The organism is Tritonibacter litoralis, from assembly GCF_009496005.1.
Classification (GTDB): domain Bacteria; phylum Pseudomonadota; class Alphaproteobacteria; order Rhodobacterales; family Rhodobacteraceae; genus Epibacterium; species Epibacterium litoralis.
This window is the reverse complement of record NZ_WIBF01000013.1, coordinates 60,343-81,311: the sequence shown is the minus strand read 5'-3', so window position 1 is coordinate 81,311 and position 20,969 is coordinate 60,343. Positions and strand designations below refer to the sequence as shown.

The 20,969-nt window shown below is 57.2% G+C and carries 17 protein-coding genes; 10 read left to right on the top strand and 7 right to left on the bottom strand.

Annotated elements, in window-relative coordinates:
- Window positions 1-79 precede the first annotated feature (79 nt).
- From GFB49_RS17460 to GFB49_RS17430, 7 genes are all read left to right on the top strand, one after another.
- Entirely contained in the window at window positions 80-856 is a 777-nt protein-coding gene (locus GFB49_RS17460) for an N-formylglutamate amidohydrolase (protein WP_343032625.1), read from the top strand.
- A complete protein-coding gene (locus GFB49_RS17455; protein WP_153217222.1) occupies window positions 849-1,445 on the top strand; it encodes a TRAP transporter small permease subunit in 597 nt (198 codons plus the stop codon). The genes GFB49_RS17460 and GFB49_RS17455 overlap by 8 nt, the downstream gene beginning before the upstream one ends.
- A complete protein-coding gene (locus GFB49_RS17450; protein WP_153217221.1) occupies window positions 1,445-2,767 on the top strand; it encodes a TRAP transporter large permease in 1,323 nt (440 codons plus the stop codon). The genes GFB49_RS17455 and GFB49_RS17450 overlap by 1 nt, the downstream gene beginning before the upstream one ends.
- 50 nt (window positions 2,768-2,817) lie before the next feature.
- Entirely contained in the window at window positions 2,818-3,852 is a 1,035-nt protein-coding gene (locus GFB49_RS17445) for a TRAP transporter substrate-binding protein (protein ID WP_153217220.1), read from the top strand.
- 96 nt (window positions 3,853-3,948) lie between these two features.
- Window positions 3,949-5,310, top strand: a complete 1,362-nt coding sequence (locus GFB49_RS17440) for a glutamine synthetase family protein (protein ID WP_153217219.1) — start codon at window positions 3,949-3,951, stop codon at window positions 5,308-5,310.
- Window positions 5,307-6,686 carry an aldehyde dehydrogenase family protein gene (locus GFB49_RS17435; RefSeq protein WP_153217218.1) on the top strand — a complete coding sequence of 460 codons (1,380 nt, stop codon included), beginning with the start codon at window positions 5,307-5,309 and terminating at the stop codon, window positions 6,684-6,686. Before GFB49_RS17440 ends, GFB49_RS17435 begins: the two co-directional genes overlap by 4 nt.
- On the top strand, window positions 6,683-7,828 hold the full coding sequence (locus tag GFB49_RS17430) for an iron-containing alcohol dehydrogenase (protein WP_153217217.1): 1,146 nt from the start codon (window positions 6,683-6,685) through the stop codon (window positions 7,826-7,828). Before GFB49_RS17435 ends, GFB49_RS17430 begins: the two co-directional genes overlap by 4 nt.
- A gap of 39 nt (window positions 7,829-7,867) precedes the next feature.
- On the opposite strand, the gene GFB49_RS17425 is transcribed toward GFB49_RS17430, so the two are convergent.
- Window positions 7,868-8,872, bottom strand: a complete 1,005-nt coding sequence (locus GFB49_RS17425; protein ID WP_153217216.1) for a LacI family DNA-binding transcriptional regulator — start codon at window positions 8,870-8,872, stop codon at window positions 7,868-7,870.
- Between the two features lie 144 nt (window positions 8,873-9,016).
- Here GFB49_RS17425 and gap point away from each other — a divergent pair, with 144 nt between their 5' ends.
- The gene (gap, locus tag GFB49_RS17420) at window positions 9,017-10,021 is read left to right on the top strand and encodes a type I glyceraldehyde-3-phosphate dehydrogenase (protein WP_153217215.1); all 1,005 of its coding nucleotides are present in this window, start codon (window positions 9,017-9,019) and stop codon (window positions 10,019-10,021) included.
- Between the two features lie 71 nt (window positions 10,022-10,092).
- On the opposite strand, the gene GFB49_RS17415 is transcribed toward gap, so the two are convergent.
- Complete coding sequence (locus tag GFB49_RS17415) at window positions 10,093-11,637, bottom strand: methyltransferase regulatory domain-containing protein (RefSeq protein WP_153217214.1); 1,545 nt, start codon at window positions 11,635-11,637, stop codon at window positions 10,093-10,095.
- A gap of 317 nt (window positions 11,638-11,954) precedes the next feature.
- Here GFB49_RS17415 and GFB49_RS17410 point away from each other — a divergent pair, with 317 nt between their 5' ends.
- Together GFB49_RS17410 and GFB49_RS17405 are read left to right on the top strand one after the other, a co-directional pair.
- Window positions 11,955-12,449, top strand: a complete 495-nt coding sequence (locus tag GFB49_RS17410) for a chalcone isomerase family protein (RefSeq protein WP_194269381.1) — start codon at window positions 11,955-11,957, stop codon at window positions 12,447-12,449.
- Window positions 12,450-12,527: 78 nt separating this feature from the next.
- Entirely contained in the window at window positions 12,528-14,498 is a 1,971-nt protein-coding gene (locus GFB49_RS17405; RefSeq protein WP_153217212.1) for a sensor histidine kinase, read from the top strand.
- 9 nt (window positions 14,499-14,507) lie between these two features.
- Here the strand turns inward: GFB49_RS17405 and GFB49_RS17400 are convergent, their stop codons facing one another.
- The 5 genes from GFB49_RS17400 to GFB49_RS17385 all read right to left on the bottom strand — a co-directional run bounded on the left by GFB49_RS17400 (window position 14,508) and on the right by GFB49_RS17385 (window position 20,905).
- A complete protein-coding gene (locus GFB49_RS17400) occupies window positions 14,508-15,860 on the bottom strand; it encodes a sigma-54-dependent transcriptional regulator (protein WP_153217211.1) in 1,353 nt (450 codons plus the stop codon).
- On the bottom strand, window positions 15,857-15,991 hold the full coding sequence (locus GFB49_RS21390) for a hypothetical protein (protein WP_281347161.1): 135 nt from the start codon (window positions 15,989-15,991) through the stop codon (window positions 15,857-15,859). The genes GFB49_RS17400 and GFB49_RS21390 overlap by 4 nt, the downstream gene beginning before the upstream one ends.
- Before the next feature lie 130 nt (window positions 15,992-16,121).
- Window positions 16,122-17,309, bottom strand: a complete 1,188-nt coding sequence (locus tag GFB49_RS17395) for a formate dehydrogenase subunit gamma (RefSeq protein ID WP_153217210.1) — start codon at window positions 17,307-17,309, stop codon at window positions 16,122-16,124.
- Between the two features lie 95 nt (window positions 17,310-17,404).
- Window positions 17,405-17,998, bottom strand: coding sequence for a formate dehydrogenase FDH3 subunit beta (gene fdh3B / locus GFB49_RS17390; RefSeq protein WP_153217209.1), 594 nt, complete (start codon window positions 17,996-17,998; stop codon window positions 17,405-17,407).
- A 12-nt stretch (window positions 17,999-18,010) separates the two neighbouring features.
- Entirely contained in the window at window positions 18,011-20,905 is a 2,895-nt protein-coding gene (locus GFB49_RS17385; RefSeq protein WP_153217208.1) for a formate dehydrogenase subunit alpha, read from the bottom strand.
- Window positions 20,906-20,969: the final 64 nt, after the last annotated feature.

The window sequence follows — 20,969 nt, the reverse complement described above, 5'->3', positions numbered from 1 at the left end:
CATCTCGCTCAGATTTCTGAAAAGATATTGACAGAAAAATCTCTCCGTGGAAACATTTTTCCAAAACAGGGAGTTTTTTGTGTCTGCCGATTCTCAATCACCAGACCATACTGTAGAAGTCATTAACCCCACTGGCGCTGGGGATGTGGTCTTGTTGTGCGAACATGCCAGCAAGTTCATTCCCAATAAATACAATAGCTTGGGACTAAACGCAGCAGATAGAAACAGTCATGCGGTTTGGGATCCAGGCGCGCGCGCGCTGTCTGTATTGTTGTCACAGGTCTTGGATGCGCCATTGATCGCCAGCACAGTGTCCCGCCTAGTCTATGACTGCAATCGCCCGCCCAGCGCCGCCTCTGCAATGCCGGTGAAATCCGAACTGATTGAGGTTCCCGGCAACTGCAATTTGACGGAAGCACAGCGCTCTGAAAGGATCTCTTCGGTTTACGAACCGTTCCAAAACGCCGTCCAGCAAGTGATCCAGGCCCGCAAGACAAACGGTATCTGGACGGCCTTGGTTACAATCCACAGCTTTACGCCGATCTACTTTGGCCAGAAACGCAGTGTCGAGATCGGCATTTTACATGATCAGGACAGCCGCTTGGCCGATACGATGCTGTCACATGCTACTGACACCTACAAAGTGGAGCGCAATTCGCCCTATGGGCCCGACGATGGCGTCACCCATTCTTTGATCTGCCACGGCGTTGAAAATGCATTGGCAAATGTCATGATCGAAGTCCGCAATGATCTGCTGGCAGGCCCTGAGGACATCAAAATAATCGCCGAAGAACTTTTGGGACAGCTGCGCCCAGCGCTCACCAACCTGAAACGGCAGGAGCGGCCCGATGCCTAGATGGATCCTTGCCTATGTCCGCGCGATCGACACGCTGAACCGATGGATCGGGCGGTTTGCGATGTATCTGATTTTTGGTTTGATCGGCGTTTTATTGTGGTCTTCCGTTTCCAAAACCTTTTTCACCCCGTCGCTGTGGACGCTGGAGACGGCGCAGTTTGTCATGGTCGCCTATTACATCCTTGGCGGGCCATATTCGATCCAGATGGGGTCAAATGTCCGCATGGATTTGTTTTATGGCGACTGGTCCGCGCGCACCAAGGCCCTGTTCGATGCTCTTACCGTTTTGTTCCTGATCTTCTACCTGTGGATGCTGTTTTACGGGGCGGTCAGCTCGACGGCGTATTCACTGGGGTATTTCGGGCTCGAACCGTTTGCGTTTTTCTGGGACCTGTTCACCACATTCCTTAGCGAGGGGATCAGCGGGGCACAGGAGAAAATCGGTTATCTTGAACGCTCCTCCACCGCTTGGCGCCCGTTTCTTTGGCCGGTCAAAACAGTCCTTTGCTTTGGTGTTTTTCTAATGCTGCTTCAATGTCTTGCTGAACTCTGCCGCGACATTGCCCGACTTCGCGGAGAAGAGATCTGATGTCGCATGAATTGATCGCAATAGTGATGTTTGCCGGCATGATGCTGATGCTGATGACCGGGCAACGAGTCTTTGGTGCCATTGGGTTTGTTGGCGCTTTGGCTGGGCTTTTGTTGTGGGGCACTGGAGGCTCTGAAATCCCGTTTTCGGCCGCCATGAAACTCATGAAATGGTATCCGCTTCTGACCCTGCCGATGTTCATCTTTATGGGCTATGTGCTGTCGGAATCCAAAATCGCAGATGATCTCTACAAGATGTTCCACGTATGGATGGGACCGGTCCAAGGTGGGCTGGCCATTGGCACCATTGGTCTGATGGTCCTGATCTCCGCGATGAACGGTCTCAGCGTGGCTGGCATGGCAATCGGAGCCACAATTGCCCTGCCGGAATTGCTGCGTCGGGGCTATGACAAGATCATGGTGACCGGCGTCATTCAGGCTGGGTCTTCGTTGGGGATCCTGGTGCCACCCTCTGTGGTTCTGGTCCTTTATGCCATGATCGCGCGTCAACCCGTTGGGCAGCTGTGGTTGGCAGGTGTTATCCCCGGCCTTCTGATGGCGACCCTGTTCATCATCTACATCTATGTGCGCTGTCGGCTGCAACCGGAGCTTGGTCCCACCTTGCCACCCGAAGAACGCAATGTGCCGATGGCCGAGAAACTGCGGCTTCTGCAGGCGGGGCTGCTGCCGCTGGGTATTTTCGCCGCCATGATGGTGCCGTTTGTGAACGGCTGGACCTCGCTGGTGGAAAGCTCGGCCATTGGCGCGATCGCCGCCTTTCTTGCCGCTGTCCTCAAAGGTCGGATGACCAAAGAGGTCTTTGAAACATCGGTCCGCTCCACCTTGGGCATCTCCTGCATGTTCATGTGGATCATCCTGGCCGCGCTTGGATTTGGCGCAATCTTTGACGGTCTCGGCGCAGTTAAAGCGATCGAGGATCTGTTCACCGATCAGCTTGGCCTCAGCCCGTGGATGATCCTGATCCTGATGCAGCTGAGCTTTATCATCATGGGCACCTTCTTGGATGACACCGCCATGCTGGTGATCGTCGCTCCGCTTTATGTGCCGCTGGTGGGCGCGCTGGGATTTGATCTGATCTGGTACGGTGTCCTTTATACGATCACCACGCAGATCGCCTATATGACGCCGCCCTTTGGCTACAACCTCTTCCTGATGCGCGCGATGGCGCCGCCAGAGATCGGACTCAAAGACATCTATGTCTCCATCATCCCCTTTGTCGCCGTCATGGTAGCTGCCCTCGCCCTGATCATGGTCTTCCCACAGATCGCGATGTGGCTGCCTGAACTGGTCTACGGAAAATAACCTAAAAAAGAGCCCAAAAACGGGCCGGACAACCAACAAGGAGTAAGGAAATGACCTCAAGACGTAAGTTTCTGCAAACCGCCGGTGTTGGCGCAATGGCCGCCCCGCTGGCGACCCCTGCCCTGGCCCAATCCACCATCAAATGGCGCATGCAGACCTATGCTGGTGCGGCGCTGGCCGAGCATGTGGTGAAACCCGCCATCGACATGTTCAACAAGATCGCAGGCGACCGCATGCAGATCGAACTGTTTTATGCGGACCAGCTGGTGCCGACCGGCGAATTGTTCCGGGCCATGCAACGCGGCACCATCGACGCGGTGCAATCGGATGATGACTCCATGGCCTCTCCGACAGAAGTAACTGTCTTTGGCGGCTACTTCCCCTTTGCGTCGCGCTATTCTCTCGATGTGCCGGTCCTGTTCAACCAATACGGCCTGAATGAGATCTGGGACGAGGAATACTCCAAAGTCGGCGTCAAACATATCTCCGCCGGGGCCTGGGATCCCTGCCACTTTGCCACCAAAGATCCGATCAACTCGCTTGCGGACCTGAAAGGCAAGCGCGTCTTTACCTTCCCAACTGCAGGCCGCTTCCTGGCACAGTTCGGCGTTGTCCCCGTCACTCTGCCTTGGGAAGATATTGAGGTTGCGGTTCAAACCGGCGAGTTGGACGGCATCGCCTGGTCCGGCATCACCGAAGATTACACCGTCGGCTGGTCCAAAGTGACCGACTACTTCCTGACCAACAACATCTCGGGCGCGTGGGCCGGGTCCTTCTTTGCCAACCAGGGTCGCTGGAACGAGCTGCCCGAAGATCTGCAGACCTTGTTCCGCGTTTGCTGTGACCAGTCCCATTACTATCGCCAGTGGTGGTATTGGGGTGGAGAGGCGTCCCTGCGCGTCAACGGCAGCGACATGAAGCTGACCACCATTCCGGACGATGAATGGCAGCAGGTCGAAGATGCTGCGGTTAAATTCTGGGATGAGATCGCCGCTGAAAGCCCAACAAAGGCCAAGGTTGTTGAGATCTTCAAGAAATACAACGCCGATATGCAGAAAGCCGGTCGCCCTTATCGCTACGGCTGATCAAACGGCCCGCATCCCCGGTTGGGGATGCGCGGCTCAAACTGTGACCGCCCCATTGGGGCGGTCTCCGCTTGATAACAAAAAGAGACCTCGCCCATGCCCGGCCCCTTCACTCTTGATGCCCTCCGCGCCGATATCGAAAGCGGCCAGATCGACACCGTCCTGACCTGCATCATCGACATGCAGGGCCGCCTGATGGGCAAACGGTTTCACGCCGAAGCCTTCCTGGAGATGGCCGAGGACGAAACCCATTGCTGCAACTACCTGTTGGCCACCGATCTCGCTATGGCCACCCCCGATGGGTATGCATCCACCAGTTGGGAGCGCGGCTATGGCGACTATGTGATGAAGCCCGATCTGTCGACCATTCGTCCGGTACCCTGGCTCGATGGAACCGCATTGGTGCTGTGCGATGTGCTCGACCACCATCATCACCAGCCAATCCCATTCGCCCCCCGCGAGATGCTGAAAAGGCAAATCGCCAGAGCCGAGGCACTGGGCCTGACCCCGATCATGGCGACCGAGCTTGAGTTCTTCCTGTTCCAGGGCACCCATGACGAGATCGCCCGAAACGGTTTCAAATTACAGCCGATCTCCAACTACAACGAAGACTACCATATCTTCCAAACCTCCAAGGAAGAGCCGGTGATGCGCCCGATCCGCAATCACTTGCGTGCCATGGGCATTCCGGTCGAGGGTTCCAAAGGAGAGGCTGAGGCCGGTCAGGAAGAGTTGAACGTTAAATACGACGAGGCACTGGCCACTGCAGATCACCACACGCTGGCCAAACACGGGATCAAGGAAATCGCACACCAGCAGGGGTTCGCCGCCAGCTTCCTGCCGAAATGGCATGCAGACCGTGTGGGGTCCGCGTCCCACGTCCACCAATCGTTGTGGAGGGATGGTCAGAACGCCTTCTTTGATGCAAAGCAACCATTGGGCAAATCCCGTCTGATGGACCACTATATGGCGGGCCTGATGAAATATGCCGCCGACTATACCTATTTTATGGCCCCCTATATCAACAGCTACAAACGTTTTGCCAAAGGCTCCTTTGCCCCAACACAAACCGTATGGTCCGTTGATAACCGGACTGCCGCGTTCCGCCTGTGTGGGGACGGAACCAAAGCCGTGCGGGTGGAATGCCGGGTCCCAGGTGCAGATATGAACCCCTATCTGGCCCAGGCCGCGATGCTCGCCGCAGGCCTGAAAGGCATCGAAGAAGAACTGGAGCTGCCTGCGCAGTTCACAGGTGATGCCTATAGCAATGATGAAGCACTACATATTCCCGGCACCTTACGGGACGCCCGCGATGCGCTTTTGGCGTCTGACATGCTGAAAGAGGCGCTGGGTGAAGACGTTGTTGCCCATTATGCCCGCGCGGCGGAATGGGAAATCGAAGAGTTTAACCGCGTGGTCACCGATTACGAAATTGCACGAGGCTTTGAAAAAGCATGAGCACCCTCCAATGTATCTCCCCCATCGACGGCTCGGTCTTTGCCAGCCGTGACACTCTGTCGCTGGATGCAGCCCGTGTCGCAGCATCGCGTGCGCGGGATGCGCAACGGGCCTGGGCCGCGCGTCCTTTGCAGGAGCGCATTGATCTGGTGATGGCGGGCGTGGCCGCTGTGGGCGCAATGAATGACGAGATCGTCCCAGAGCTGGCCCAAATGATGGGTCGCCCCGTGCGTTATGGTGGCGAGTTCGGCGGGTTTAACGAACGCGCCTCCTACATGGCAGAAATCGCGCAAGAGGCCCTGGCCGACATCGAAGTTGGTGAAGACGCCACGTTTAAACGCTATATCAAACGCATCCCTCATGGTGTGGTGCTGGTCGTGGCCCCCTGGAACTACCCCTATATGACCGCGATCAACACCGTCGCGCCTGCGCTGATTGCGGGCAATACGGTCCTGTTGAAACACGCCACGCAAACCCTTTTGGTGGGTGAACGCATGGCGCAGGCCTTTGCTTCGGCTGGCGTGCCCGAGGATGTGTTCCAGAACGTCTTCCTGGATCATGACACCACCTCCACCCTGATCGCCGAACGTGCGTTTGATTTCGTCAATTTCACCGGCTCCGTCGGTGGCGGCCAGGCGATGGAACGTGCCGCCGCCGGAACGTTTACCGGCGTCGGCACCGAACTGGGCGGCAAAGATCCAGGCTACGTCATGGAGGACGCCGACCTGGATGCAGCGGTTGAAACGTTGATCGATGGTGCCATGTTCAACTCTGGCCAGTGCTGCTGCGGGATCGAGCGCATCTATGTGCATGAAAGCCTGTATGATGACTTTGTGGAAAACGCAGTGGCTTTAGTAAACTCCTACAACCTCGGCAACCCGCTGGACGCCGAGACCACCATTGGCCCGATGGCAAATGTTCGCTTTGCCGCGGAAGTGCGCGCCCAGATTGAAGAAGCGGTCGCCGCGGGGGCCGTGGCCCATATTGAGACGTTTGCCGAAGATGATGGCGCCGCTTACCTCACGCCGCAGATCCTGACCAATGTGACCCACGACATGCGGGTGATGCGCGACGAAAGCTTTGGTCCTGTTGTGGGCATTATGAAAGTCTCCTCGGACTCAGAGGCCATCGCCTTGATGAACGACAGCGAATTTGGCCTCACGGCCTCGCTCTGGACCAAAGACGTCGACCGCGCCGCGCAGATCGGCGATCAGTTGGAAACCGGCACCGTGTTTATGAACCGCGCGGATTACCTGGATCCTGGCCTGTGCTGGACGGGATGTAAAAACACCGGACGTGGTGGCGGCCTGTCGGTCATCGGCTATCAGAACCTCACCCGTCCCAAATCCTACCATCTGAAAAAGGTGACATCATGAGCCTTGTTGGAAACTGGTCCTATCCGACCACCATCAAATTCGGCGCGGGCCGGATCAAAGAGCTGGCCGAAGCCTGCGCCACCGCCGGGATCACAAAACCGCTGCTGGTCACAGACAAAGGTCTGGCCAACCTGCCGATCACCACGGCTACGCTGGACATTATGGAGGCTGCAGGCCTGGGGCGCGGTCTTTTTGCGGATGTGGACCCCAACCCGAACGAGATCAATCTGGATGCCGGTGTTGCGGCCTACAAAGCCGGTGGTCACGACGGTGTCATCGCCTTTGGCGGCGGCTCCGGTCTGGATCTGGGAAAAATGGTTGCCTTTATGGCGGGGCAAACCCGCCCTGTCTGGGATTTCGAAGATGTCGGCGATTGGTGGACCCGTGCCGACGCCGATGCCATCGCCCCGATCATTGCGGTGCCCACAACAGCAGGCACCGGATCCGAAGTGGGTCGCGCCAGCGTGATCACCAACTCGGTGACACATGTGAAAAAGATCATCTTTCACCCCAAGGTTCTGCCTGCCGTGGTGATCTGCGATCCCGAACTGACCGTGGGCATGCCTGCCTTCATCACCGCGGGTACCGGGCTTGATGCCTTTGCCCATTGTGTCGAAGCCTATTCGTCACCTTTCTATCACCCGATGTCCCAAGGCATCGCGCTGGAGGGTATGCGGCTGGTGAAAGAGTATCTGCCCCGCGCTTACAAGGACGGCAGCGACATTGAAGCGCGCGCGCAGATGATGTCGGCCGCAGCAATGGGCGCGACAGCCTTTCAAAAAGGGCTCGGCGCTATTCATGCCATGAGCCACCCAATCGGCGCGGTGTTCAATACCCATCACGGCACCACCAACGCGGTGTGCATGCCCAGCGTGCTGGAGTTTAACGCGCCTGAAATTGCTGCACGTTTTGATCAGGCCGCGGCCTATCTGGGGATTGCAGGCGGCTTTGACGGGTTCCGCGCCTATGTCCAAGAGCTGAACGACAGCCTGGGTATTCCCCGCAACCTGTCGGACCTTGGCGTCACGGCAGAGGCGATCCCAGAATTGGTCAAAGGTGCAATCATCGACCCGTCATGCGGTGGCAACCCAATTGAGCTGACCGAAGCGAACCTGACACACCTCTTTAACGCGGCACTGTGAATCTGATCGCCCCTGCAGCCATTTGCAGGGGCGGTATTCTTACAGCGTCTGACCGATGCTGATTGTGGGCTGCAAGGTCTCACGAATTGGATCAAGCGGCGCTGTGGCCTCCCGGTCCTCCAGAATGATCTGCGCGGCCCGTTCGCCAATTTCCCGGCGCCGCGCGTCCGTGGTGGCCAGATCCAGCGGCAGACCGCGCAGGATCTCAAGGTTGTTAAACCCGGCCAAAGCCACGTCGCTAGGCACAGACAAGCCGCTGGCCAGACAATGCATCAACCCGCCCACCGACATCACGTCACTGGAATAACACAGACAATCAATGTCGGGATGATCTGCCAAAATCTCAGCCGTCAGCGTGCGACCCGTCTCAATGGAGGAATCCCCGGCATAGGTCACCTGATCCACAAAGCTCAACCCCGCCTCAGTCAGCGCGTCTGACAGACCCAACATGCGCTTGCGCGCGCGAAAGTCGCGGGGCAGTTTGGTGCCGATAAACCCAATCCGCCGATAGCCACGTTCCAGCACCGCGCGCCCGATCTCATATCCCGCTTGATGGTGCGAAATCCCCACGCAGTGCCGGACGGGATCGCCGTCGGTGTCCATCACCTCCACCACCGGACAAGCGGCTTGGGCCAGCATGCGCCGGGTGGCCTCGTTGTGCTCCAGCCCGGCAACAATCAACCCCGATGGTCGCCAGCTCAGCAGTTCGCGGATCACTTCCTCTTCTTCGGTCAGGTCGTATCCCGTGACCCCCACAACCGGTTTCAACGGGCTGGCCGCAAGCGTCGCTGAAACACCCGACAACACTTCGGGAAAAACATAGCTGTTGAGCGATGGCACAACCACGGCCACCAGGTTGACCGACTGCGACGACAGAGAGCCGGCGATGCGGTTGGGCACATATCCATGTTCGGCCGCGATGTTCTCGACTTTGGCCTTGGTCGCTTTGGAAACATCCGGCGCGCCCCGTAAGGCGCGCGAGGCGGTCATTTCACTCACCCCGGCCAGTTTCGCGATATCTTTGAGCAGTAGCTTTTTCGACATGCCCCCTTTTACCCAAAGGATGTGTCATTGAGACAAGCCAAGAATTGCATCGGGGCTTGATTTCGGTCAATGTTATCGCTACCGGTATCGCAATCATATGACGCACTGCGCATTCAAGCCCGGAAGAATCCCGGAGGAGGCCCTATGACCCTGAAGATCGCAATCAATGGCTTTGGCCGCATCGGCCGCAATGTTCTGCGTGCCATTCTGGAAAACGACGTCCAAGACATTGAAGTTGTTGCAATCAATGACCTGTCCCCGCCGGAAACTCTGGCGCATCTGCTGAAATACGACAGCGTCCATGGCCGTCTGGCGGCAGATGTCTCTGTGTCGGGTGACACAATGACCGCAGGTGGGCAGACCATCCGCCTGACCGCGATTCGCAACCCCGAAGAGCTGCGCTGGAGTGATGTGGACATCGCTTATGAATGCACCGGCCTGTTCACAGCCCGTGACAAAGCCGCGCTGCATCTGAAAAACGGCTCCAAACGCGTTCTGATCTCTGCCCCTGGTAAAGAAAGCGATCGCACCGTTGTATTTGGCGTGAACCATGGTGACCTGACCGCCGACGATGTGATCGTCTCAAACGCGTCCTGCACCACCAACTGCCTGGCACCGCTGGCCAAAGTACTGGACGATGCCTTTGGTATCAAAACCGGCTATATGACCACCATCCACGCCTATACCGGTGATCAGCCGACACATGACACCACGCACAAGGATCTATATCGCGCCCGCGCCGCTGCGATGTCGATGATCCCAACCTCAACCGGCGCTGCCCGTGCAATCTCTGAGGTTCTGCCCCATCTGAAAGGCCGCCTGGAAGGCTCTGCCATCCGCGTGCCGACCCCGAATGTCTCGCTGGTGGACCTGACCTTTGTACCCGAGAAGGAAGCCACCCGCGAAGCCATCGACGCTGCGGTTATGACGGCTGCCGAAGGCCCGCTGAAAGGGATCCTGAACTACAGCAACGATCCGCTGGTTTCGATTGATTTCAACCACGACATTCACTCGTCGACCTATGCGGCGGCGCAGACCTCTGTCACCTCCGAAGGTCTGGTGCGTGTGGTTAGCTGGTATGACAACGAATGGGGCTTCTCCAACCGGATGTTGGACACAGGTCGCGCAATGGGGGCCTTTATCTCCTAAGCTTTTATGCCTCCAAAGCCGAAAAGGCCGTGCAAATTGCACGGCCTTTTTTATTGCGCTGTTGCAGTGCTTTAGAACGGCACGCCAAGCTTTTTCAGCAATGGCAGACGTTTGGTTGCAAATGCTTCGGCCTGTGCTGTCAGCTCCATCAGATTTTCCTCAGGTGTTTCCAGCTGACGCCCGTCTTTCAGCACCCGTTGCCCTTGTGGGGCTAGGATCATCCAGACCAATTCCGCCCAGTCCTGTGGCTGCTGCCGCCCTTCGCTCATCGCCAGAAGGAACAGCTGTTCAAACCGGTTCACCTGAATGCCGCCACCTGTGACTGGCGAGGCCAGGAAATGGATGACTTCGCTGTCTTCCGCGCGTTTGCAGACGGCTTCATTCATACGACGACAGGTCACCTCACGTGCCTCAAGCCCCTCAAGCGGCAGGCAGGGCGTGATATGGCTGGCCCCGGCCAAGGATGTGAGCAGATGGGTGATCCGACCCCAGGTCATCTCTCCAAATACACCTTTGTCGAGCAGCTCTTTCACTGTTGCCGGCCCCTGCGACAGGGTGCGCAGGATTGGTTCAACCTGATGCATTTCCAAAGGAACCTCCCCCAGACGCCAACGGATCGACGGCAGTTCACCGGTAAACGGGCGCGTCAAAGCAAACGGCGTGTGGAACCACGCCCCCACTGCCCCGCGTTCCGTCAAAGGTTGGCGACCCCGCACAAAAATGTCGGTCCGGAATTGTTCGTTGACCAGAATATCGCGCAAATTCTCGCGCCGGACCGGATCATACTCCTTGTCCAGCATCGCGATCTGATCGGGCTGGAAATTCAAATCATCCAAATGGTCCATCGGGTTGGCCGAGCCGAGATAGCTCATCTTGGCCTGGCTCATGTCGGCTGCCATGTCGGTGAAATGCATCGGCGCCCAGCTTGAATTCATATATTCATGCGCCAGGTAATTCTTGGGCATTTTGCGCATTTTCGTCAGCCGTTTTTCAAGGCCGGGGTTGTCCACAAAATACTTGGCCCCGCTGGCCTGAAGCATTTCGCAGAACTCCAGCGCGGCCTCGATCCGGTCAGGAATTGGACCGGTGCCATTTTCGATAAGTTCGCCGATCATCCGGCTGAGGGGCACCGCACCGGCCCAGCCGGGCAGCGTGTTGTAGCTGACATAGACCAGCCCACCGGGTTTCAGACGTTTGGTGATGAAATCCAAAATCAGCTGCTGATTGTCTTTGGACACCCACGTGTAAACACCGTGCAGCGAGATTACGTCGAATTGTTCTGGCAGGCTTGGTTCGTTATGAAACTCATCAAAGGATTGTTCATAAAAGTGCAGGTTTTCAAGCGCTGCGTCCTTGGCCAATTTGTCCGCGCCCAGAATGTGGACCGGGTTGAAATCCATGGCATAAAATTCAATGTGGGGATTTGCGGCTGCCAGCAGATTGGCGGCCATCCCATAGCCGCAGCCCAATTCACAATAGGTTACGGTGTCGCCATCCAAACGGTGCTGCACACCCTGCGATGTCGCGCAAAACGCCAACAAAGATGGCGTCAGTTCCCGTTGGAAATCGTGCGTGTAATCAAGATCAGCCGTATAGCCAGCGGTCCAGTCGGTCATGTTCGATCCTTGCTTTCTGCATCCCATGATCAAAACGGCAGGAATTAAAACGCATGCACAGAACAACCATCCAAGCGCCAAGCCCAAAAACAGGGGGAACCGGAACAACCACCCGTCTTCATCACGCTGAGGTTTTAAGAAAAATGTCTGTAATAACTCTTAAGATCACGACCGGCGCGCACAGCTCACCATAAAATCCAAGACCTGCCCGTGGTGGCTTCACGTTTTATCGAGGAGATCTGGATCTGGGTCCGGCTGGACCTACAACCAAACCCAAAGACCCACTGTTTTATGGCCCTATGTTTTGGGAGAGTTCCATGTTTACACGAGCGGCTTTCTGTCTTTTGGCTTTTACCACAATGGCGCAGGCCGATATTGGTCTGCCAAATGCGCAGCCCCTTGGCAGCGCGTCCTTTCGCTGGCTAGGCGTGACCTTTTATGACGCGACACTTTACACCCAGCAAAACCGGCAGTTCAGCTGGCAGAATCCAATGGCGCTTGAACTGCGGTATCGCAAAGGTGTCAGCGGTCAAAAGCTGGCCGGGTCCGCAGGGATCGAGATCCGCCGCCTGGAAGGCAAGCCCGCAGATTATTCGCAGTTCATGTCCAAGCTTGAGCGCTGTTTTCGCGACGTCAGAAAAGGCGACCGTTATGTGGCGGTTTCGCCCTCGGTGAACCGGATACAAATGTCCCTGAACGGCAAACGCACCTGCACCGTTGATCACCCGGACGTACGTCAAAGGTTCCTGGGGATCTGGTTGTCTCCAAACAGCCGTATGCCGTCCCTGTCCCGACGGCTGCGTGGCGAATAAGCCATTAGGCCGCACGCCTATACGCCCCCTTTGTTCTATGGCACAGTGAAGCATTCTTTTGCTCACAGGATCTCTCACTTGCGTTCTGTTCGCCTACGACTGCTGATACTGGCCCTTCTCCCACTCAGTGTACTGATCCCGCTGTTGCTGGTTCTTGCCATGGCGCGCTGGAATGCTGACTATGACGATGTGCTAATCGCCAAGGTCGAGAGCGATCTTAAGATTGCTGAACAATACCTGGCACGCTTGGAAGCTGAGACCGGCAACCATCTGCAAAACCTTGCAGAATCCGCGTCGCTGCATCAGGAACTGGAAGCCTCTCCGCAAGAGCTGCGCCGGTTTCTGGCACAGCGGCAAAGCAATCTGAAACTCGATTTCCTCTATTTCCTCCCACAGGAGCAATTGTCGGACGAGACTTTGAAATGGCCCGTGATTTCTGCAGCCGCCGTGGGGCTAACAGAACACGCCATTGATATCTTTGACCCGCAGGAGTTGGATGCGCTGTCCCGTCACCTGGCAGAACGGGCGCGGCTGCCATTGCTGGCGACCCAGGCTGCCAGCCCAAGTGCGCGCCAGATTGAAGATCGCGGCATGGTTATTCATGCCGCCGCGCCTGTGCAGCAAGGCAACCATCAGGGCGTCTTGGTTGGTGGGATCTTGTTGAACCGAAACCTCGATTTCATCGATACCATAAACGCGCTGGTCTATCAGGATCCCAACACAAGCCAAGGACGCCAGGGCACCGCCACCCTGTTCCTGGAGGACACGCGGATCTCTACCAATGTGCGTCTGTTTGAAGACGTTCGGGCCCTGGGCACACGCGTCTCGGCCGAGGTACGCAATGCGGTTCTGGGGAATGGTCAAACCTGGTTGGACCGCGCCTTTGTGGTCAATGACTGGTATATTTCGGGCTATGAACCTTTGATCGACAGTTTCGGCACCCGTGTTGGCATGCTCTATGTCGGTTTCCTCGAAGCGCCTTATTCGGCTGCAAAACGTGCGGCCTATTGGAGCATTCTGGGCGTCTTTATCGTGGTGATGGCACTCTCGGCTCCGGTCTTTCTGTGGTTGGCCAAGGGGATCTTTTCGCCGCTGGAACGGATGACCAAAACCATGCGCCGCGTTGAACAGGGAAATCTGAGCGCCCGCATCGGTCTTGTGTCCAACCGGGATGAAATCGGACAGGTGGCCCAGCACCTTGATATGTTGCTGGATCAGATCCAAGAACGCGACCGGCGATTGCGCAGCTGGGCGGATGAGTTGAACGCACGGGTCGACAAACGCACCGAACAGCTGAGCGACGCCAACGCCAAGCTGGAAGAGACCTATAAACAGCTGGTGATGAGCGAGAAGCTCGCCTCGATCGGGGAAATCACGGCCGGGGTCGCACATGAGATCAACAACCCGGTGGCTGTGATCCAGGGCAATGTGGACGTCATCCGCATGGTTCTGGCGGAACAGGCCGGTCCAATCCAAACCGAGCTGGATCTGGTCGACAATCAGGTCATGCGGATCAGCGCCATTGTCGGGAAACTGCTACAGTTCGCGCGCCCGTCGGAATTTGGCAATTTCGCCGAGAGCCTCGACATTCTTCCGGTGGTTGAGGACTGTCTTGTACTGGTTGCGCATAAGATCTCGACCCAGGAGATCACTGTTGTCAAAGCGCTTGGCCGCGCGCCTGAGGTCCGGATTGATCCCGGCGAATTGCAGCAGGTTGTGATCAATCTGATCATAAACGCAGCCCAAGCGATGGAGGGCCAGGGCACGCTGACGCTGACGCTGGAAGAGGTCCAACGCAATGGTATTTCAGGCGCCATGCTCACCGTCGCGGACACGGGTCCGGGTATTCCGGCCGACAAGCTGCGAACCGTGTTTGATCCGTTCTACACCACCAAACTGGGCAGCGGCACAGGCTTGGGCCTGTCGATCAGCCAGACCTTAATCCAAAAAGTTGGCGGTATCATCCAAGCGGACAACAGGGAGACCGGCGGTGCGGTCTTTTCGATCTGGCTGCCAGCCGCCGCTGCGGCAGAGGTGGCCGCACAATAAAGGGCCTGTTTACAGGCCCCAGGTTGCGCATTTCCGATCAATGGTTTTTCGCGACACGCCCAGACGCCGCGCCGCCTCGGCCCGATTGCCATCACAGGCGTCCAGCACATGCATAATGTGGCGTTGGGTCACCAAATCCAGCGATTCAATCGCCGCCTGCCCCGCCAGATCGCCGTTGCCTGCAAACTCTTCCGGGAATTCTCCCAGGATCATAGAGCGTTCTATCAAGTTCCGCAGCTCACGCACGTTGCCGGGCCAGTCATACCGGCTGAATTTGAGCAATGTCTCCTCATTCAGCTCCAATGCGGGCATGCCCAATGTGGTGGAGAATTGTTCGATGAACAGCGCAGCCAGTTCGACGATGTCCTCGACCCGATCCTTCAGCGGTGGCATCTCGATGTTGACCACATTGATCCGGTGATACAGATCCGCGCGGAAACGCCCCTCTTGTACAGCCGCTTCCAGGTCAGCATTGGTGGCAAACAGGAACCGCAGGTTCAGTGGAATATCCCGTTCTGCCCCCAGGGGCCGCACCCGCTGGTCTTCCAGCACACGCAACAGCGCGGCCTGGACCTGATCGGGCATCTGGGCGATTTCATCCAGAAACAAGGTGCCGCCGTCCGCATGCAGGAACAGCCCGCCCTGACGACGGTCCTGCGCATCCGCCTGACCAAAGAGCTCCTGCGCAATGCGATCCGATGGGATGGTGGCGCAGTTGATGGCCACAAACGGTTTTTCGGCCCGTTCCGACATCGAATGCAAGGTACGCGCGGCGATTTCCTTGCCCGTACCGCTTGCGCCCGTAAACAGAACCGGCGTCGGCAAAGGGGCCAAACGGCGCAGCATGTCTCGGGATTTCGTTATGGCTGCGGATTTCCCCAACAGTCGCCCGCGAACTGCTGCGCCCTCACTCGACAGCTCATGCTTGAGCAGATAGTTTTCCTGCCGCAGATACTTGCGATCCAATGCACGCGCGACCGAATTCAGGATCTGATTGGCGCGAAACGGCTTTAACACAAAATCCGCAACACCCGTGCGCAGCGCCTGGATGGCCGTCTCAAGATCCGCATAGGCCGTCACAAGGATCGTATCCGCGAACAATCCAACCTTGTGCTGTTCCTGAACCCATTCAAGCCCGGTTTTGCCAGGCATGATATTGTCCAGGATCACCAGATCAAAATGGCTTTGATCCAGAAACCCCGTCGCCTCATCAGCCGAGGCTGCCTGCTCCACGCGTTTGCAGCGCGGCTCCAGGATCTTGGTCATAAAATTGCGCATGCCCGGTTCATCGTCGATCACCAGGATCGACGCACCAGCCAAGCTATCGCCATAGTCATCGCGCAGCGCAGGGTTCAGATTCAATGTCCGTCTTCCAATCGTACGTTTGCACCCGACTGACGTTCAGCCGATGCAAATCCGATCTCGTCCAAAACAAAGTCCGCTGCAACGGCAATAATCGCAATCGCTGCAAATCCAGCCAACATTACTTTCATGTTCAGTTCCGCCTATTGGGCTTGCCTACATGGCTTTGTGGAATTTTATCTATCAGGTGAACACACAGCCTGTACAGAAAAACACAAAAAAGCCGGGCAAGAGGCACGTCCAACTGCCCGGCTTCCTTGGCTATTCTGCGGGCTGTTGTGCGGCCGATTTGGCTTTTTCTTCTTCCAACCAGATCGAGTGGTGTTGATGGGCCCAGGCCTCATCCACTTCGCCGCTGCCCATTGCGTCATAGGCCCCTTCCATGCCGACAGAGCCGATGTAGATATGTGCAATGACAATTGCCATCAGAACAAAGGCCATGATCGCATGCCAGGCTTGGGTCAGTTGCATTTCTTCCTGTGCGGCCAGATCCGTTGGCAGAACCCCCAGTCCAACCATCTCCGGCAGGCCGGTGGTGTTGAGGAACGCGAAGGTCTTGGCCATCAGCGGCAGCTCATACGGGAACAGCAGCGACACGCCTGAGACCGCGATTGAGCCGCCAAACAGGATCACCGACCAAAAGATCACCTTTTGACCTGCGTTGAACTTTTTTGCAGGCGGGTGTTTGGAGCCAATGATGCCGCCAAACTGCTTGATCCAGGTCAGGTCGGTTTTGTTTGGGATGTTATGTCCAGCCCACATGACCAAAATCATCCCCAAGGCCAGCATAAAGGCCCAAGAGACATTATTGTGGACCCATTTACTGCCAATCAAAAGGACCGAGTTAAACTCATGCCCCAGCAACGGCAGGATCCCAACCCGACCAAACAGCACAAACAGACCGGTGATACCCAACAGGATGAAGGATCCCGCCAGCATCCAATGGGCAAAGCGTTCGATGGATTTGAACCGGGTTACAGTGCGGCCCGTGATTTCGCCGTCGACACCAATGCGACCGCGCAGCAGGTAGAACACAATCAACGCGCCCAGGGTGCCCAGCAACAGCCATCCACCATAGGTGCGCAGCGGTCCGTCGCGGAATGCAAGCCACGCCATGCCGCCGTCTTGGACAAGGGTCGCCGCAACATCGCCGCCCGCAGACACCCGCACATTGGCTGTGTCATATCGCAGCGCCCGCCAGATATCCGGGTCCGACGCCCCGCCCAAGGTGCCCAGCTGTTCTGTTGTGGGCTTGGCTAGATCCGGGTCGCCAACGTTGTCGCGGCGGAAGCTGTCGTCAATTTTCAGCTGTTCTTGACGCGCAAGAATATCCGACAGCGTCTGAGCGCCGCCCGTGGCGGAGCGATCCGGCGCGGTTTGCGCGATCGCAGGCACAGTCACCACAGAGATCAGCGCCGACCATAGAATTGCAAAAGCAATGCGCAGCATCGGCACACTCCTTTGATATGAATAAGTTACAACTTTTCGAGGTGCGGAACGGCCCGGCAAGACCGGGCCATTCCGTTGTTCACGTCCGAATGAGATCAGCCGCCTTTTTGGTCGTAGGCAGTACCCCACCCCCAAGCGCCGGTGCCAAAGCCGCGGGCCACAACACGTTCGCGGTAGACCGCGGAAACGGTGTCGCCGTCGCCCGCCAAAAGCGCCTTGGTCGAGCACATTTCGGCACAGATCGGCAGCTTGCCTTCGGCAATCCGGTTACGACCATACTTCTGGAACTCAGCCGAAGAGTTGTTTTCCTCTGGGCCGCCAGCGCAGAAGGTACATTTGTCCATCTTGCCACGGCTGCCAAAGTTGCCCGCCTGCGGATACTGCGGCGCGCCAAACGGGCACGCATAGAAACAGTAACCACAGCCGATGCAGAGGTCTTTGGAGTGAAGAACAACACCTTCTTCGTTCTGGTAGAAGCAATCCACCGGGCAGACGGCCATACAGGGCGCGTCTGAACAGTGCATACAAGCAACCGAGATCGAACGTTCACCGGGTTCACCATCATTGATGGTCACAACGCGGCGACGGTTGATGCCCCAAGGCACTTCGTGTTCGTTCTTACATGCGGTGACGCAGGCGTTGCATTCAATGCAGCGTTCGGCGTCACACAGGAACTTAGCTCTTGCCATAACGGTTTCTCCTTATGCTGCGCTGATTTTGCAGAGAGTACATTTGGTCTCCTGCATCTGCGTGACTGAGTCATAGCCGTAGGTCTGCGCGGTGTTGGAGCTTTCACCCAGTACATATGGGTCAGCCCCTTCGGGGTATTTGTGACGCAGATCTTCGCCCTGGAAGTGACCGCCAAAGTGGAACGGCATGAAGGCGACGCCCTCACCCACCCGTTTGGTCACCATTGCCATGACTTTGACCTTGCCGCCTTCGGGACCTTCGACCCAGACCTGCGCCCCGTCACGAACGCCCAGATTGTTGGCGTCACGCGGATGGATCTCGACGAACATGTCCTGCTGCAGCTCGGCCAACCAAGGGTTGGACCGGGTCTCTTCACCGCCGCCTTCATATTCCACCAGACGACCCGAGGTCAGAATGATCGGATAATCCTTGGCCACGTCCTTTTTCTGGATCGAGGCATAAAGGGTTGGCAGACGATAATCGTGACGGTCCTCATAGGTCGGGTAATCGGCCACAAGGTCACGACGGTTGGTATAAAGCGGCTCGCGGTGAATTGGCACTGGATCCGGGAAGGTCCAGACAACCGCGCGGGCCTTGGCGTTGCCAAAGGGCGCACATTCGTGCTGGATCGCCACCCGCTGGATGCCGCCGGACAGGTCGGTTTTCCAGTTGGTCTTTGGTCCCGCCACAGCGTCAATGCTTGCGCGTTCCTCATCGGTCAGATCGCCATCCCAACCCAGATCCATCAGCATCTGCATTGTGAATTCCGGATAGCCATCCTGAATTTCCGAATTCTTGGAATACACACCTTCGGCCAGAAGGTTGTCGCCATCACGTTCAACACCAAAACGGGCACGGAAGGTCAGGCCACCCTCAGAAACAGGCATCGACATGTCATACAGGTTCGGCGTGCCCGGATGCTTCATCTCGGGCGTGCCCCAGCACGGCCACGGCATACCATAGTAATCCCCGTCAGCAGGGCCACCGATGGCTTTGAGCGTGGTTTTGTCAAACGTATGCTGGTTCGCCATGTGCAGTTTGATCCGCTCTGGCGACTGACCGGTATAGCCCACCGTCCACATGCCCGCGTTGAACTCGCGCGTGATGCTTTCGATATTGGGCGTTTCCGCGTCTTCCATCTCGATATTGCGGAACAGACGATCGCCAAAGCCGAACTTGTTGGCAAACTTGGCGATGATCACATGATCCGGCAGCGATTCAAACAGCGGTTCAACCACTTGGTCACGCCACTGGATGGACCGGTTGGACGCGGTCACAGAGCCGCGGGTTTCAAACTGGGTACAGGCCGGCAGCAGATACACACCATCGGTGCGATCCTGCAGAACCGCTGTCACGGTTGGATAGGGGTCAACCACCACCAACAGGTCCAGTTTTTCCATTGCCGTTTTCATTTCCGGCATCCGGGTTTGTGAGTTCGGCGCATGCCCCCACAGAACCATGGCGCGAACATTGTTCGGCTGGTCCATGTTGGCTGCGTCTTCCAGAACACCGTCGATCCAGCGGCTGACCGGGATCCCTTTGAGGTTCTGCATCGACTTATCTTTGCCGTCAGAGCCTTTCATGGTGCTGAAGCGGCCAGACAGCCAATCGGCATCTTCACCCCAGACACGACCCCAATGCGCCCATGCACCACCGCTCAGACCATAATAGCCCGGCAATGTGTGCGACAGAACGCCAAGGTCGGTTGCACCCTGCACGTTGTCGTGGCCACGGAAGATGTTGGTGCCGCCACCTGCGGTGCCCATGTTGCCCAACGCCAGCTGCAACACACAATAGGCGCGGGTGTTATTGTTGCCGGTGGTGTGCTGGGTGCCACCCATACACCAGATCACGGTGCCCGGACGGTTGTTGGCCAGCGTATGAGCCACGCGGCGCAGCTGCTCACCGGGAGTGCCGGTGACGCGCTCCACCTCTTCGGGCGTCCATTTCTTCACTTCGGTGCGGATCTGGTCCATGCCCCAAACACGGGTGCGGATGAACTCTTTGTCTTCCCAACCGTTTTCAAAGATGTGCCACAGGATACCCCACACCAGCGCCACGTCAGTGCCGGGACGGAAGCGAACAAATTCATCCGCATGGGCCGCGGTGCGCGTAAAGCGCGGGTCACAAACGATCAGCGGCGCGTTGTTCTGTTCTTTGGCTTTCAGAACGTGCTGCAGCGACACCGGGTGTGCTTCGGCAGGGTTGCCGCCGATGATAAAGATCGCTTTGGACTTGTGGATGTCGTTGTAGCTGTTGGTCATGGCGCCATAGCCCCATGTGTTTGCTACACCCGCAACCGTGGTCGAGTGACAGATCCGCGCCTGGTGGTCGACGTTATTGGTGCCCCAATAGGCGGCGAATTTGCGGAACAGGTAGGCCTGTTCATTGTTGTGCTTGGCGGAGCCCAGCCAATACACACTGTCAGAGCCGCTTTCGTCGCGGATCTGCATCATCTGGTCGCCGACCTCATCAATGGCCTGCTCCCAAGAAATACGCTTCCATTCACCACCCTCTTTTTTCATCGGGTACTTCAGGCGGCGTTCACCGTGGGCGTGTTCCCGCACGGATGCACCCTTGGCGCAATGTGCGCCCAGGTTAAACGGGCTGTCCCAACCGGGCTCTTGCCCGATCCAGACGCCACCCTGCACTTCGGCCATAACGGTACAGCCGACAGAACAGTGGGTGCAGACGGATTTTACGGATTTAACCGCGCCATCTGCAGCAGTGGCCGCATTGGCCTGTGTCACGCTGCCGCCTGTGGCGCTGATTGCAGCCAGACCACCAATGGCCAGGCCGGATCCACGCAGGAATGCGCGGCGATCTACGGATGTTTCCGCAACCTTGGACAGGATACTTGTCCGCTGGGGGCGTCTCGCAACCCCGTTGGTCTTTTTCCTAAGCATTTCAAACCTCCCATGCTAGCTCTGCCAATTCCAGAGCGCGCTCGGTACTGTGTTGGAGCCTCAG

Excerpts from the sequence above, each read along its gene's own strand:
- GFB49_RS17455 (WP_153217222.1), top strand. The coding sequence starts at position 849 with ATGCCTAGATGGATCCTTGCCTATGTCCGCGCGATCGACACGCTGAAC.
- GFB49_RS17410 (WP_194269381.1), top strand. The coding sequence starts at position 11,955 with ATGTTTACACGAGCGGCTTTCTGTCTTTTGGCTTTTACCACAATGGCG.
- GFB49_RS17395 (WP_153217210.1), bottom strand. The coding sequence starts at position 17,309 with ATGCTGCGCATTGCTTTTGCAATTCTATGGTCGGCGCTGATCTCTGTG.
- GFB49_RS21390 (WP_281347161.1), bottom strand. The coding sequence starts at position 15,991 with ATGAAAGTAATGTTGGCTGGATTTGCAGCGATTGCGATTATTGCCGTT.
- GFB49_RS17435 (WP_153217218.1), top strand. The coding sequence starts at position 5,307 with ATGAGCACCCTCCAATGTATCTCCCCCATCGACGGCTCGGTCTTTGCC.
- GFB49_RS17440 (WP_153217219.1), top strand. The coding sequence starts at position 3,949 with ATGCCCGGCCCCTTCACTCTTGATGCCCTCCGCGCCGATATCGAAAGC.
- GFB49_RS17445 (WP_153217220.1), top strand. The coding sequence starts at position 2,818 with ATGACCTCAAGACGTAAGTTTCTGCAAACCGCCGGTGTTGGCGCAATG.
- GFB49_RS17385 (WP_153217208.1), bottom strand. The coding sequence starts at position 20,905 with ATGCTTAGGAAAAAGACCAACGGGGTTGCGAGACGCCCCCAGCGGACA.
- GFB49_RS17450 (WP_153217221.1), top strand. The coding sequence starts at position 1,445 with ATGTCGCATGAATTGATCGCAATAGTGATGTTTGCCGGCATGATGCTG.
- GFB49_RS17430 (WP_153217217.1), top strand. The coding sequence starts at position 6,683 with ATGAGCCTTGTTGGAAACTGGTCCTATCCGACCACCATCAAATTCGGC.
- GFB49_RS17425 (WP_153217216.1), bottom strand. The coding sequence starts at position 8,872 with ATGTCGAAAAAGCTACTGCTCAAAGATATCGCGAAACTGGCCGGGGTG.
- fdh3B (WP_153217209.1), bottom strand. The coding sequence starts at position 17,998 with ATGGCAAGAGCTAAGTTCCTGTGTGACGCCGAACGCTGCATTGAATGC.
- gap (WP_153217215.1), top strand. The coding sequence starts at position 9,017 with ATGACCCTGAAGATCGCAATCAATGGCTTTGGCCGCATCGGCCGCAAT.
- GFB49_RS17415 (WP_153217214.1), bottom strand. The coding sequence starts at position 11,637 with ATGACCGACTGGACCGCTGGCTATACGGCTGATCTTGATTACACGCAC.